The sequence below is a fragment of the Paraburkholderia sp. UCT31 genome, from assembly GCF_014397655.1.
In the GTDB taxonomy this organism is placed as follows: domain Bacteria; phylum Pseudomonadota; class Gammaproteobacteria; order Burkholderiales; family Burkholderiaceae; genus Paraburkholderia; species Paraburkholderia tuberum.
This window is the reverse complement of record NZ_VZQP01000102.1, coordinates 1-13571: the sequence shown is the minus strand read 5'-3', so window position 1 is coordinate 13571 and position 13571 is coordinate 1. Positions and strand designations below refer to the sequence as shown.

The following is a 13571-nucleotide window of genomic DNA, read 5'->3' as shown; positions in this document are numbered from 1 at the left end:
CCTCGTTGTCTGGGTACGCGCGTCTGAGCCATCCGGCGATCTGCTGCGGTGACCACTGCAGTTGTAGCTTGGCTGCCACGATGTGCGCCAACATCCGGTGCTCAACCAGTTTACAGGCTTTGGGTCGTCGACCTTGGCGTTGTCGAATCCCGACATCGGGCCGCAATCGAGTCCAAGCGCCCGCGCGGCCAGGATCAGATAAGCGCCCTGCAAGCTCGAGTTGCGCTTTGCTGTCGTCTCGACGAGTTCGGGCGAGTGCGCGAAGTGGTCACGCATGCCGGCGTTGTGCGGAAACAGCAGAGGCAGCTTCTCGTAGAAGTTGAGGTCATAGGCAACGATGGCGGTGACCGGTGCACTCATGACCTTGTCGACATCGCCGGGGGCGAGCGCCGGTCTCAGCCGGGCCTTTCCCTCCTTCGTACGCAGGAACACGATGCGCATCGGGTTGCAGTTGGCACTCGTCGGGGCCCACCTCAGCAGGTCGTAAAGCTGGCGCAGCGTTTCATCCGAGACGGGTCTTTTCCTGCCATCGGTAGGTGCGCGCATCGCGAAACAGAAGATCGAGGCCAGCATCGCTCAGTGGAATCTTCATAAAGCCCTCTTCATGTCAGCACGACGATCTTTCCACCGGCCTTGTTATCTTCCATGCACCGGTGTGCTTCCCCGATCTCGGCGAGTCCAAATACCTTTCCGACGGGGATACGGAGCGTCCCTGCCTTCACCTGGTCCAACAATTCGTCGTACGGGGTCTCCATGAATTCGTTGACGCCGCCATCGTAGATCGTCAGTCTCACGGTGCTCGGTATCACGTCCATCGGGCTAAAGTTGTCGAACGACCATTGATTGCCAACAATGCCGGTCATGCACACGACACCGCCCGGCTTCGCGCAGTGCAGCGAATCTTTCAAGGTGGTGGTGCCTATTAGTTCCAGCACCTTGTCGACGCCGCCGGGCGACACTTCGCCGATTTCCTGTGCGACCGCACCCGTGTCTATGACGACACGGTCGGCCCCATTGGCGCGCAATGCGTCGCCTTTCTGTGGGTTGCGGGTCGTCGATATCACAAATGCGCCGTGCGACTTGGCGATCGCGGCGGCGGCGAGCCCAACCGAAGTCGTGCCACCGCGAATCAGAAGGCGATCCCGATCCTGGAGCGCAAGCGCCTTGAACAGCGAGCCCCACGCGGTCTGAAGCATTTCCGGCATTGCACCGAGCGTTTCCCAGTCGAGACTGGTGACCAGTTTCTGCACCTGCCGGGCAGGTACGCAGGTGTACTCCGCGTAGCTGCCGTCGAACTGGCGCCCCATGCCGCCCATCGCGGTGGCAACCGTATCGCCTTTCGCGAATTCCATTCCCGGCGCGTCTTCCACGATGCCGACCGCTTCTATCCCGAGTACGCGCGGAAATTTCACGTCGGGCGAAAATCCCTGGCGTGTAAACATCTCGGAGCGGTTGAGTCCAAATGCCTTGACACGGATTAGGACCTCGCCCCGCTGCGGCGACGGTATCGGACGCTCCTCGATCTTGAGCATTTCGGGCCCGCCCGGCTCGTGGATCACTACAGCTTTCATGGTCGTCATCGACGCCCCCTTGTGGCTCGCGAGCACGCGCATGCGCACGCGCGCAGGCTGGTTGGACTTCAACCTTCTCCCTGCCTGGGATCGGTGTTGAACGTGTAGAGAACGATCTTCCACGTTCCGTCGATCTTCCGAAGCACGAAGACCTCCCGGTTATAGTCGGTCACCTTTTTCCCGTTTTCTATGACGGCGGCGCCCACATGATGGTGCGTTCTGACGACCGCCGTGTCGCCATAGACGTTGATCGCATCATAGGCAAAAACCGTGGAAAATTTCGCTGTCTTGAAGAGAGCGTTGTAGCCCGCAATCCTTTGCTCACGCGTCGCGTATGTGCGCTTGTCATTCCATTCGGCGACGCTGTCCTCGGCAAACAGTCCGACGATCGCTTCCGTGTCCTTTGCGTTGAGGGCGCTTTCATAGCGGTGGACGACGTCGTAGACTTCGCGTTGCCCTGCGCTCACCGCCGCATCCGACGAATACGGAATCGCGTCCTTCGCTGCAACGGCCACCGGCACCGGGGAAGCAAGCGCCAAAAGGACAGCAGGCAGGAACACCGCCATGCAGGCAATGAGATCACGGTGTTTCATGATTTAAACCCCCTTGTCGAAACGACCGACGTCCGTGCGAAGAACGTGTAGCCGGTTAGGAAAGCACCATTGACGTCTTGGCCGCGACGTTCCGGGCTCGACTGGCAATTGTGTCTTGTGCAACCCTGATCGACCGTCGCCAACGAAACCGTGAAGACCATCGCCGCCGTCTCACAGCCTGAACAGGCGCATTGCATTTTCGCGGCCGATCCTCTCCCGGTCGTTCGCGGCGATCCCCGCGTTGTGGAACCACTCGCTCGCCGTCGCCATGCTCTCGTACGGCTAGTCGACAGAGAACATCACCCGGTCCGTGCCGATTTCCGCGATCGCCAAGTGCAGCCCGGCGGTATGGAAATGACCGCTGGTCGTGATGTAGAAATTGCGGCTCAGATATTCGCCGACTGGCCGTCTGGCCGCGCCAAGCCCGACGCCTTCCGCTGCATCTTCAGCCGGTGTTCGAGACGCGGCAGCATCAGAGGCAGTCCTTCGCCAAGATGCCCAAGTATGATCGAGAGGTTGGGATAGCGGTCGAACAGTCCGCTGAGCATCAGCCGGATCGCGTGCGTCGCCGTTTCGTGCGCAAAGCCCCACGCGGATCCGACGAGCGATGCGTAGCCTTCGTATATGCGCTGCTGGCCTGGCAGCGGTTCGCGCGGGTGCAGATAGACCGGGACTTCGAGCTGTGCGACGCGGTCCCAGAATTCCCACACCGGCGCCTCATCCAGATACTGGGCCGAATCGGCACTGCCGACGTTCGTATAGCCGTTGATCAGTGCGCCCAGCATGCCGAGCTCCTTTACCGCCCGTTCGAGCTCGTCGGCCGCTTCCCTCGGCGACTGCAACGCGACGGTAGCAAACGCGCGGAGGCGTGCCGGATCGCGTGACGTGAAATTTTCGTTGATTTCATCGTTGGTCTTGCGCGTGAACTCGACCGCCTCGCGAGGGTCGATGATCGATTGCGCGCCCGGAGACGTGAGCGAGACGATCGCCATGTCGATCCCGTTGCGGTCCATTTCCTCGAGGCGCCGGTCGACGTCGAGCAATCGCGACTCGACGTCCTCCATATACGCCTTGCCGTTTCGCGCGGCTTCCGAGCACGCGTCCCAAAGGCTGTTGTTCAGCGGCGTGCTCAGGTGTTCCTCCAGAACGATCTTTCCTTTCATGACACGCTCCTTTGAAACCGGGGTTGACCTGAATTCGTCCCTTGCATGTCGAAAACGTTATATCAGCCGCGATTTTCCGGTAGCCGGCAAAGCGAAAAATCGTTTTCCATTTTCAGGAAGATCGGCGCGCCATGACATCGCGCTCTCGCCGGCGTGCCGCCGGTTGCGCCCTTTCTTGCCGCGGCGCCCTGAAGCCGCGCACAATAATCTTTCCAATGATGGAAAAGCGATGGCAAACCTCGACGCGCTGGTGATATTCGCAAAGGTGATCGAATCGGGCAGTCTTTCCGGGGCTGCACGCTGCCTGAACATGCCGGTCTCCACGGTCAGCCGGCGCATCGCGGAGTTCGAGCAGGCGCTAGGCGTTCGTCTACTCGAACGCTCCACGCGCAATCTCGCCCTCACCGACCTCGGCAAGGAGGTGTACGAGCACGCCACGCGAAGTGTCGAATTGGGCAAGGCCATCGAATGCGTCGTTTCCAACCATCTCTCGGACATGGCTGGGGTCTTGCGCCTTTCGGCGCCGCCGAGTATTTCGGATACCCTGCTGACGCCGCTCGTCATCGAATTCCAGAAGACGTATCCGAACGTGCGTTTCCAGATTCTCGTCACCGAGCGCTACGTGGAGCACATCGCAGACGGCGTCGACCTCGTGTTCCGCGTCGGCGCATTGCGCGACTCGTCGCTGGTCGCGAGGCGCCTGCTGACTTACCGGCACCGGCTCGTGGCAACCCCTGCCTATCTCAAGCGTTGCGAGGCGCTCCGAAAACCGCAGGATCTGCTCGCGCACCGGCTGCTTGCGTTTTCGCACTGGAAGCCCGATTCCACCTGGTGCTTCGTTCACGAGAATGGCCGGGAAAGGCAGACGCTCACGTTTCAGCCGTTTTTCGCGATGAACGATTTCGCCGGCCTTGCGCCCATGCTTTTGGCCACCTCCGGCATTGGCGAACTGCCCCCTGTGGTTCGGCCCGATCTCATCCGCGAGGGCCAGCTCGTCGAGGTGATGCCCCAGTGGCACCTCCAGACCTACGATCTCTCGCTCGTCTATCTTGGCAACCGGCACATCTCGAAGCCGTGCCGGCTTTTCAAGGAGTTCGCGATTCAGATGGCGCCCGTGCTGTTTCCGGATCTTCCGGAGTAAGCCTGGAATCCTCGACGCGCTAACGTAAGATGAACGGGTTGAAATTGGTGTCATAGTCGTAGTAATCGAGGTTTTCCGCTTGCTTCAGCCAGCGAACGACCCGGTACGAGACGGGCAGCATGGCGATTTCGACGAGCACCTTGATGGTCCACCCTACGGCAATACCCCGAAGCAGAAGATCGCCGGGCAGCACACCTCGCAGCGCGATTCCGTAGAAAAGCGCGGTGTTGACACCTTCGCCAACAAGGGTTGAAAAAACAAATCGCGCCCACAGGCGCTTGCCCTGATCCCAGATTTTCATTTTCGCCAGCACGTACGAGTTGCATATGTCGCCCGCGAAGAAGGCCACCAGGCCGGCGATCGATACTTTCACGCCGGGCGAAAAGATATGCTGGAACGCTGGATCGTAGGTAAAGAAATTCGCCGCCGGCACAAGCAACTGTGCTTTGGCAATACCGGATCCGGCGACCGAGCAGAACATCGAAATCCAGATGACGCGCCGTGCCCGCGCGTAGCCGTAGACTTCGGTCAGGACGTCGCCAATCAGGTACGTGAGCGGAAAGTAAAAAACCGTGACGGAAACGCCGATGCCGAAGATGGCGATGATCCTCGAGCCCGTGAAATCCGATACGAGCAGAAAGGTCACGTTCAGCGCCAGGAGAACACCGAGGTATCGGGGCAGTGCATCGGCATGGCGCATCGGGACACCCGGTTCGATTGGTCTGACGAGACGACAAGCCGGTCTGCTGGGCCTCGCTTGCGCCGTTCAGACCGGTAACGACGCAAAGAGTCCGGGCACCATCTGCGAAGCGAAGTCCCTGAAGATGCGGATCTGCCGGGGCAGATAGCGATCGCGCAGGTTCGCGATGGTCAGGTCGAAAACCGGCAGACGCCAATCCGGCATGACCTCGACGAGCAGCCCGCTGCGCATGAGTTCCGGCTGGACGATGGGTGGCAGTTCTCCGATGCCGCTGCCTTCGAGCAGCGCCACGATCAGGCCCGTGTAATCGTTCATCGCGATCACCGGCTGGAAGGAAACCGTTTCGGTATCCCGGCCGTTGACGTGAACGAAACTCCAGCTATAGTCCGGCTTCCAGAAAGAGAACGCGAAAAGCCGGTGCCCGGGAAGATCCTGCGGCGTTTCAGGCCGGCCGTATCTGGCGAGGTATGTTGGACTGGCGACGACCTGATGCCGGTAAGTCAGCAGCGTGCGCGCGGCGAGCGACGCATCGGTGAAGGTCCCGACCTTGAACGCGATATCGACGTCCTCGGCTATCTGGTCGACAATGCGCTCGGTAATGAATGCCTTGACCTGCACATTCGGGTAAGCCTGCTGAAAAGCGCCAACGACAGGCACGATCAGCGAATCGGAGATGCTCGGCGGCGCACTGAGCCGCAAGGTGCCGGACACCTCCGGGAGGCGGTTCGAGATGACATTGTCAACGGCTTCGCTAACCTCGGCGGCATGCCTTGCGAGCTCGAATACTTCGGCGCCAAAGTCCGTGAGCCTCAGGTGGTGTGTCGATCGCTCGAGCAGGCGAACGCCCAACTGGTTTTCAAGTTCGGCGATACGGCGGCTCACCGAGGAAATTGGCATCTTGAGGCGCTTTGCGGCCTCCGAAAAGCTGCTCGCCTCGACGACCTTCGCAAAAATCAGAAGGGAATTCAGGTCCTTCATCACCGTTTAGCTCCATCCGCCCGTTGCCTTGCGGCGCCATGCGGCGTCGCCTGGCTCAGGTTACCGCCGCACCGGGCCAGCGGCAAGGCGGCAGTCCGTCTGCGGTGATGTGGCAGACCGGGCCGCTCAGATCACGACTCGTTCGCCGTCCGGATTGCTCTGAAACGTCCAGCTTCCCCCGCTTCGGAACGACGCGCCGGTCGCGAACGTGTCTTCCATGAACTGGAGGTACGTGCAACGGCCCTGCTCGACCTTTGCAAACACCGCGAACGGCGACGTCACGACCCTGGACAGGACCGTCGACCTGTACGTGAACCGCCCGAACATTGCCGCGTATTCGTCTGAGCCGAACAGCGCTTCGGGCTCGAAAGACTGGATTTCCCAGTATCTGCCGACATCCACGAAGGTCTTGACGATGCTCTCGGGGCCGCGAGACGTCCCGGCCCACGGCATGATCTTCTTCAGATCGCGATTGTCGTAGTTGAGCGAAACATAGGTCACATCGGGCGTGACAAGCGATCGGACGTGGTCGATATCGGTTGGCTTGTGCAGTATCGACGACAGCACTTCGGTCGGAGTGAGCATTGGGTTACTCCCGGACAGGAACCTGATCCCAGGCACATGCTCAAGCATACAAATGCGGCTGCTCTTGCGATCTTTCCAAATTTGGAAATCCGATTTCCGGATTGGCCGTTAACGGTCGGGCGACCGGTTGCCTACCATGCAAGAAAAACGTGACATATGAGTGTTTCTACAGTTGATCTGGACTACACAGGAAACCGGTCGGGAGTGTGACATGGCTTCTCAGTTGCGAGCTCGGCACTGGATCGGAGGTGAGTGGGCGGATGCCCCGACCATCGCCCAGAGCATCGCTCCGGCAAGTGGCGAGACGATCGGAACCTATACCGAAGCGACCGACGAACTGGCGACGCGCGCGATCGCCGTTGCGCTCAAAGCCTTCAGGGACACCGACTGGCGCGAGAACCGTCATCTGCGGGCCAGGGCGCTCAACGAAATGGCGGACTGCTTCGAGGCACGGGCCGGCGATCTGGTCGAAATCCTGATGCTTGAAAACGGAAAGGTCAAGGCCGAAGCCGAATTCGAGGTCACGATGGTGCCGTCCAAGTTGCGCTTTTACGCCGCCCTCGCCCTCGCGGATTACGGGCGCGCCATGGAAACCGCACCGGGACGCTATACGACGACGCTGCGCGAGCCAGCAGGTGTCGCCGGCATCATCGCGCCCTGGAACTCGCCGGTCGTGCTCTTCATCCGCTCGCTCGCGCCGGCGCTTGCTGCAGGGTGCACCGTCGTCGGCAAGCTTCCCGGCTTCACCGCGCAGACGAACACGCGCCTGTGCGAAGTTTTCAGCGAAGTCGCGAGTCTGCCGCGAGGCGTCATCAACGTCTTTACGGAAACGCACAGTGCCGGGGCCCGCGTGCTGGTCGACTCTCCGGATGTGCCGGTGATTAGCCTGACCGGCAGTTCAAAGACCGGGCAGGCGATCATGGCGGGATGCGCCAGGAACATGAAGCGCTTTGGCGGTGAGCTCGGCGGCAAGACCCCCATGCTCCTGTTCGACGACGCCGACCTCGACGCGGCCCTGCCAAAAGTCGAGAAAGCCCTGACCGTGTTTGCCGGACAGTTCTGCATGACAGGCAGCCGACTTCTCGTGCACCGCGCCATTCTGGACACCGTCCGCGCGCGTCTCGCGGCGCGCCTCGAGGCGCTCAAGGTCGGCCCCGCCGCAGATCCTTCGAGCGACATGGGGCCCATGATCAATCTCGCCAATGTCCGCCGCGTGGACGGCATGGTCGACGCCGCGATCGCGGCCGGCGCCCGAGTCGTCGTGCGAGGCGGTCCGTTCAGGGAGGGGGCGCTCGCGCGGGGCGCTTTCTACCGTCCGGCACTGCTCGAGATCAACGATCATTCGATGCCGATCGCCAAGGAGGAGGTGTTCGGCCCGGTCCTTGTCATGCAGGCCTTCGATAGCGAAGACGAAGCCGTCACTCTTGCGAATCACTCCCAGTATGGTCTCTCTGCGTCGGTCTGGTCCACGAATGTGGACCGTCCGCTGCGCATCGCGCGGCAGTTGCAGGCGGGCACCGTCTGGATCAACAACTGGGCGGTGGTCTACGACGAAACGGAAGAAGGCGGCTACAGGCAGAGCGGCCTCGGCCGGCTGAACGGCGTATCGGCGATCGATGACTTCGTCGAGTATCGTACGGTCATTCACGAGATCGATCTGCGCCCAACGCATTGCTGACCGCATCTTCTGTCCCCGCGCCTCTTGCGCCGAACACGGCGCCGCGCACGCTTGCCGGCTTGACCGTTCCTGTCGCGGAGACGGGAAACAGAAAGGAGATCACTGACATGAACACCACGATCATCGGCCTTGGAAACATAGGCTCCCGGCTGGCGAAGAATCTGATAACCGGCGGCGAGCGGATCCTCGTCGCGGCAAAGACGCCAGAGATGGCGGAGAAGGCGGCCCGTGAACTGGGCAGCCATGCGCAAGCCATGCCGGTCGAGGATGCGATTGCCAGGGCGGACGTCGTCATCCTCGCGATCTACCTGGACGCGATCAGGCAACTTCTGGCCACGCATCGCGACGCGCTGGCCGGAAAGATCATCGTCGACCCGTCGAACCCGATCGCCCCCGATGGAAAGGGCGGATTCAGAAAGACGATCCCCGCGGAGCAATCGTCCGGACAGCTGATCTCCACGCTCCTTCCGGATCGTGCGCGACTCGTCAAGGCGTTCGGCACCTTGAGCGCCGAATCGCTCGGAACCGCCGCGAATCGTGCTCCAAAGCGGGCGGTGCTGTTCTATGCAACGGACGACCCGGAGGCCGGCAAGGTCGTGGCCGGTCTGATTTCCGCGAGCGGATTTTCACCCGTGAACGTGGGTGGCATCGACCAATCCATCCGGATCGAGGTCGGCGGCGATCTGCATGAGTTCGGCAAGCTCGGCAAGCTCGTATCCGCGAAGGAAGCCGAGTCGCTCGTCTGAGCGCAACGTCTCCACTGCACCACGTCATTGAGGGGCTAGCCATCGTGAACACCGAAACGCGACAGGTCTCCACGGTCGCCGACCTGCAGGCGGCGGTCGCCGACGAACAGGTCGGGAACATCGTTGTCTGCGGTGCCCTTGCCGAGGTTCCGAGCCTGCGCCTTTCGCCCGGCCAGCAATTGACTGGGGGCGACTCGCAAGCGGCGCTGCACTTTGTGCAAGGCACCCATGGACTCGAGCTCTCGGCCGACAATCAAGTCCACGGCCTGCAGCTTTTCGCCGACCCCGATCGGCGCGCAGTTTTCAACGATACCGGCGTCGACGGAATCGGCCGGCTCGTGTTGCAGGACCTGACCATTGAAGGCGTGGTGCAGTTGCTGGCGCGCGATCGCGTGCGTAACGGCCACGTCGAAGCGCACGATATCGACATCCGGGCCGCCGACGCGCGCGGCTACGAAGAGCGGCCGAACGGCTATGGCGTCGAAGTTATTCCCGGCGCCTTCACGCTCTGGAACCAGCACGACGACCGCGCCGTGACCATGACGGCGGATCTCACCGGCCTGTCGGCCGGCCGCGCCGGCGCGCCGGTTCGCGGAAGCGGCGTTTTCGTCAGCGGTGGCGGCGAGACGGGCGGACGTGTGGTCGCACACCGTCTGGAGACAGGCGCCGTCCATAGCGACGGCGGAATCGCGCCAGGCACGCCGAATCGCATCACCGGCGGTGTGTTTGTCGTGTCGGGGGCATTTGTCGCCAACGTGCGCAATCACGGCCCGGTCACGACCTACGGCCCGAACGACATGGTGCTCGATAACTGGGGAACCGTCGACTGCTGGATCGTCGACGGGAAAGTCACGTCCTACGGGTCGAGCGGCATCGGCTTCGTCAACTTCGGCACCCTGGATCGGCTCGAAGTCAACGCGTTGATCGAGACTTTCGGCCAGGGATCACGTGGGTTCAATGTCTACGCCGGCACCGTGCGGTCGGCGGAATTCGAGCGTGTCGTCACGCATGCCGACGGCGCAGTGGGTATCCAGATCAGCCAGCCCGTCGGTGAAATCGCTGTCCGCCGGGGTATCGAAACCTGGGGAGGCACGGGCGACTCGCTCGTCAAAGGCATCGTTGTCCGGCTTGCGGCGACGGCCCTCAGCATCAAGCCCGGAGGATCGGCACGAAAAATCGCGATTGCCGGCGGCCTGGTCACCCACGGCGAAGGCGTCAATGTACTGGAACTGCACGGCGCGATCGACTCGCTCGAGATTGGCGGCGGATTCACGGCTGCCGGCGGTGGATTCGAAAGGATCTAGCACCGAACGTTTAAGCCACAGCGAGGGATTGCGATGAACCATTCGATGAAAGCTGCGTTGGCAACCAGGGTCCGCTCGAGGCGGGAGTTCCTGCGAGCTGGCTCGACCTCCGCTCTCATGCTGGCGCTCTCCGGCCCGGCCCTTGCTGAATCCAGCAAGCATGTCACCGAACGAGGTCAATCCGCTTTGTCTCGCTCGGACGGTCCCCTCCGATCGGCTGGTGCGCTTGAGTTCGGACCCGACAATGTGCTCTTCGTCGGCGATATAGCGGGCGCTGCCGTCCACGCCTTTGTGCTCAAGGAATCAGATCTGACGTCGCAAACCGATGTAGAGGTGGGTAATTTTCAAAACTTCGAAGGCCGCGATCTCGTCCCTGGCGTCGACCAGAAGCTGGCCGCGCTGTTCGGCACGACTCCAAGCCAGATTGTCATCAACGATATGGTGGTTCATCAGCCTTCGAAGCAGATCTTCCTGTCGGTCGAGCGCGGTCGCGGAACGGATGCCATTCCCGCAATCGTGAAGGTCAACCACGGCAAGCTCGAACTGCTTGAACTCGATGGCATGGCGCACACCCAGGTCAAGATTCCGAATGAGCCGGACAGGAATGCGATGCTCGAGTTCGAGCCACAGCGCGTGTTTGCCATTACCGACGTCAAGTATTACAACGGCGAAATATTTGTGACGGGCATTTCCAATCAGCGCTTCGCATCGACGCTGTATCGCATCCCCTATCCCTTCACTTCCCGTTTCGCGACCTGCACCGTCGAGATCTGGCACCCGACACACGGGGAATTCGAAACACGCGCTCCGGTTATTCGGCAACTCATTCGGCAGATGCAAGGAGAGCCCTATCTGTTCGCCGTGTACGGCTGCACCCCGCTTGTGCGTTTTCATCTGGACGCGTTGAAGGATGGCGCGCATGTGCGCGGCGACACGATAGGCGAGTTGGGGTATGGCGCCAACCCGCTGGACATGCTCATCTATACCGATCCGTTCGACCACAAGGACTATCTGCTGGTCACCATCGACGTACGCAGCGCATCGCGCATCGAGGCCACGGAACTGGCAACGGCGCAACCCGAACCGACCGGTGGTCCGATCGATTTCGGGCCGGGAGGCCTGGGTCGCTCGCAACGCGACCTGCCGATCCGGGCGGAACATATCGCGATTCTCAATCCGCGATGGGCGGTGGTTATCTGGCGTCATCCGAAGACATCGTATCGACTGGACCTCGGCACGCTGATGGTTCCGTACTTCTTCGATCGCAGACTGGGTATGGCGGAAATGAACTGGCCGGATGGTCCGGATCCGTTCCACTATCGGGAGCATCGCAACGAGATCGACCACGCATAACCGCTTGCTCGTTGGGTGGGCATGGGGTGTGGCGAAAAGAGACTTCGTGAGGATTCAGGTGACGCTCCAACCAATATTGCGGCTCGATCACGATCCGCAGCAGATCACGAATGCTTGCATCGGCGTTCACAACCTCGATCCCGATCTTGTCCTGTGCCTCGGCGAACACCAGTGGGCGGAGCCCTCGCTACAGTCGGTGCTCCGGGTAAGCGTCATCGACCCAGACATGCGGGGCTGCGACGAACTTCCTAATGTGCTGGGCCGCTATCGAATTCTGGAAGCCGGGCTTCGATTCGTTCCACGCTTTCCATTCGAACCGGGCGTTCGCTATCGCGCGAGCTTTGATCCCCGGCCGCTCGGTCGCGCCGGGTACCCGGAGGTGCTGACGCTCGAATTCTCGCCTCCAAACCCGGCCAGGGCCGAGCCGGCTTCCGTCACGAATGTTTTTCCATCCGCCGATGTACTGCCGGAAAACCTGCTTCGTTTTTACGTATGCTTTTCCAGGGCAATGAGGCGCGGCCGGGCGGAGGAGCATATCAGCCTTCTCGGCCCCGAAGGACGGCCTGCGCCCGATGTACTCTATCGGCCTCCAGTCGAACTCTGGGACCGGAGCATGCGGTGCCTGACGGTCCTGCTGGATCCCGGCAGATTGAAACGGTGGGTAGGCCCCAATCGCGAGCTGGGCCCACCGTTGAAGGCGGCCCAACGGTACGTGCTGGCCATCGGCTCAGAGATGGTTGACTCGACGGGGCGTTCGTTGCGCCAGAGTTTCCACAAGCCGTTCCTTGTCGCAGACGCTGTCCGCGAGCCCATTGCAGTCGCGCGCTGGAAAGTTCAGCTTCCTGCGCCAAAGAGCTGGCAACCGCTGACGATCCTCTTTCCCAAGCCGCTGGATTGGGCGCTGCTCTGGCATTCGATCACAGTTGTGTCCGACGGCGGACCGTCAATACTGGGGCAAATTGCGATCGACCGGCACGAAAAGCAATGGAGCTTTGCGCCACTGTCACCGTGGGAGCCAGGGCGATATTCCATTCGCGTTACATCGGACCTCGAAGATGCCTGCGGCAACAGCGTACTTGCGGCATTCGACCGACCGCTGCGACCGGGCCGCGATTTGGCCGTCGAGACCGGGAGCTGCTCGATTCCATTCGAATTGGCAGACTCGGCCCACTAACTGTCAATGTGGCGGACAGCACCCTCTCGGACATACCTGTGACCGGTGGGTCCGCGAAGCCTTTGTGCGCTGCATGTTGCGCATGCCCTGCGCCGTATCGTCTAGTGCGATGGACGCGGCTCATTGGTGGCCCAGCCGACCATCGTTCCCGACGAAACATCTGGCGACGCAAACAGCCGACCCAGAAACAGATAATCGGCAGGTACATGCCGCGAGACCTGATCCGGGCAATCATGCTCTGGGTGGTGACGAACACAAACAGCAGTGGCCGATGGTTCGACGAGAGTGAAGGCGCATGAGCGTCCGCTGCACAGTGGGGAACGGCCGTCTGAGCGTCTGTGGGCGCGCGTCGGCGAATGGCAGGTGTTGGCCGATAGCACCAGTTCGATGAACATCTTACAGAGCCGACGTTGGAATCCTCAACGGCGGCTTCCGGTTGGTGGTATGAACGCGTACTGCCGTTAAGGGTTATTCGACGTCTGCCCTCATTCACATGGCTGTGAGTGTGCCGCGGCGCGTGTGGGCAGGCGTCGGATAAGCCTCGAGGGAGGAAACCGCGGGATGGTCCGAGACGCTCGGAATTTC

General features: G+C 61.4%; 12 protein-coding genes and 2 pseudogenes. 6 read left to right on the top strand and 8 right to left on the bottom strand.

Annotated features, from left to right (window positions below):
- The 5 genes and pseudogenes from F6X40_RS42980 to F6X40_RS39655 form a co-directional block, all read right to left on the bottom strand.
- Positions 1-133 (bottom strand): annotated as a pseudogene (locus F6X40_RS42980) (IS30 family transposase); the annotation flags it as partial.
- Positions 127-592: pseudogene (locus tag F6X40_RS39670) on the bottom strand (malonic semialdehyde reductase); the annotation flags it as partial. The pseudogenes F6X40_RS42980 and F6X40_RS39670, both read right to left, overlap by 7 nt.
- Before the next feature lie 10 nt (positions 593-602).
- Positions 603-1580, bottom strand: a complete 978-nt coding sequence (locus F6X40_RS39665) for a zinc-binding alcohol dehydrogenase family protein (protein WP_187631633.1) — start codon at positions 1578-1580, stop codon at positions 603-605.
- A 59-nt stretch (positions 1581-1639) separates the two neighbouring features.
- Positions 1640-2164, bottom strand: a complete 525-nt coding sequence (locus F6X40_RS39660; RefSeq protein ID WP_262421726.1) for a YybH family protein — start codon at positions 2162-2164, stop codon at positions 1640-1642.
- 386 nt (positions 2165-2550) lie between these two features.
- Complete coding sequence (locus F6X40_RS39655) at positions 2551-3327, bottom strand: amidohydrolase family protein (RefSeq protein WP_262421725.1); 777 nt, start codon at positions 3325-3327, stop codon at positions 2551-2553.
- Here F6X40_RS39655 and F6X40_RS39650 point away from each other — a divergent pair.
- Entirely contained in the window at positions 3326-4468 is a 1143-nt protein-coding gene (locus F6X40_RS39650; RefSeq protein ID WP_187631632.1) for a LysR family transcriptional regulator, read from the top strand. The genes F6X40_RS39655 and F6X40_RS39650 overlap by 2 nt on opposite strands.
- Positions 4469-4487: 19 nt before the next feature.
- Here the strand turns inward: F6X40_RS39650 and F6X40_RS39645 are convergent, their stop codons facing one another.
- The 3 genes from F6X40_RS39645 to F6X40_RS39635 all read right to left on the bottom strand — a co-directional run bounded on the left by F6X40_RS39645 (position 4488) and on the right by F6X40_RS39635 (position 6731).
- Positions 4488-5168, bottom strand: coding sequence for a queuosine precursor transporter (locus tag F6X40_RS39645; RefSeq protein WP_187631631.1), 681 nt, complete (start codon positions 5166-5168; stop codon positions 4488-4490).
- 66 nt (positions 5169-5234) lie between these two features.
- Positions 5235-6146 carry a LysR family transcriptional regulator gene (locus F6X40_RS39640; RefSeq protein ID WP_187631630.1) on the bottom strand — a complete coding sequence of 304 codons (912 nt, stop codon included), beginning with the start codon at positions 6144-6146 and terminating at the stop codon, positions 5235-5237.
- A gap of 126 nt (positions 6147-6272) precedes the next feature.
- Complete coding sequence (locus F6X40_RS39635; protein ID WP_222946295.1) at positions 6273-6731, bottom strand: nuclear transport factor 2 family protein; 459 nt, start codon at positions 6729-6731, stop codon at positions 6273-6275.
- Between the two features lie 211 nt (positions 6732-6942).
- Between F6X40_RS39635 and F6X40_RS39630 the strand changes: the two genes are divergently transcribed.
- From F6X40_RS39630 to F6X40_RS39610, 5 genes are read left to right on the top strand one after another with little or no spacing between them, the layout of a single operon-like run.
- Positions 6943-8409 (top strand): aldehyde dehydrogenase family protein, encoded by a 1467-nt coding sequence (locus tag F6X40_RS39630; RefSeq protein ID WP_187631628.1) that lies wholly within the window; start codon positions 6943-6945, stop codon positions 8407-8409.
- The gene (locus tag F6X40_RS39625; RefSeq protein WP_316251890.1) at positions 8403-9155 is read left to right on the top strand and encodes an NADPH-dependent F420 reductase; all 753 of its coding nucleotides are present in this window, start codon (positions 8403-8405) and stop codon (positions 9153-9155) included. Before F6X40_RS39630 ends, F6X40_RS39625 begins: the two co-directional genes overlap by 7 nt.
- A 44-nt stretch (positions 9156-9199) precedes the next feature.
- Positions 9200-10459 (top strand): hypothetical protein, encoded by a 1260-nt coding sequence (locus tag F6X40_RS39620; RefSeq protein WP_187631626.1) that lies wholly within the window; start codon positions 9200-9202, stop codon positions 10457-10459.
- Between the two features lie 33 nt (positions 10460-10492).
- Positions 10493-11812: a hypothetical protein gene (locus F6X40_RS39615; protein ID WP_187631625.1), complete on the top strand. Its 1320-nt coding sequence runs from the start codon at positions 10493-10495 to the stop codon at positions 11810-11812.
- 46 nt (positions 11813-11858) lie between these two features.
- Positions 11859-12986, top strand: a complete 1128-nt coding sequence (locus F6X40_RS39610) for a hypothetical protein (RefSeq protein WP_187631624.1) — start codon at positions 11859-11861, stop codon at positions 12984-12986.
- Positions 12987-13571: the final 585 nt, after the last annotated feature.

Bases quoted from the DNA above. Each gene is read 5' to 3' on its own strand.
- F6X40_RS39655 (WP_262421725.1), bottom strand. From the start codon at position 3,327: ATGAAAGGAAAGATCGTTCTGGAGGAACACCTGAGCACGCCGCTGAAC.
- F6X40_RS39615 (WP_187631625.1), top strand. From the start codon at position 10,493: ATGAACCATTCGATGAAAGCTGCGTTGGCAACCAGGGTCCGCTCGAGG.
- F6X40_RS39635 (WP_222946295.1), bottom strand. From the start codon at position 6,731: ATGCTCACTCCGACCGAAGTGCTGTCGTCGATACTGCACAAGCCAACC.
- F6X40_RS39650 (WP_187631632.1), top strand. From the start codon at position 3,326: ATGACACGCTCCTTTGAAACCGGGGTTGACCTGAATTCGTCCCTTGCA.
- F6X40_RS39630 (WP_187631628.1), top strand. From the start codon at position 6,943: ATGGCTTCTCAGTTGCGAGCTCGGCACTGGATCGGAGGTGAGTGGGCG.
- F6X40_RS39665 (WP_187631633.1), bottom strand. From the start codon at position 1,580: ATGACGACCATGAAAGCTGTAGTGATCCACGAGCCGGGCGGGCCCGAA.
- F6X40_RS39660 (WP_262421726.1), bottom strand. From the start codon at position 2,164: ATGAAACACCGTGATCTCATTGCCTGCATGGCGGTGTTCCTGCCTGCT.
- F6X40_RS39645 (WP_187631631.1), bottom strand. From the start codon at position 5,168: ATGCGCCATGCCGATGCACTGCCCCGATACCTCGGTGTTCTCCTGGCG.
- F6X40_RS39640 (WP_187631630.1), bottom strand. From the start codon at position 6,146: ATGAAGGACCTGAATTCCCTTCTGATTTTTGCGAAGGTCGTCGAGGCG.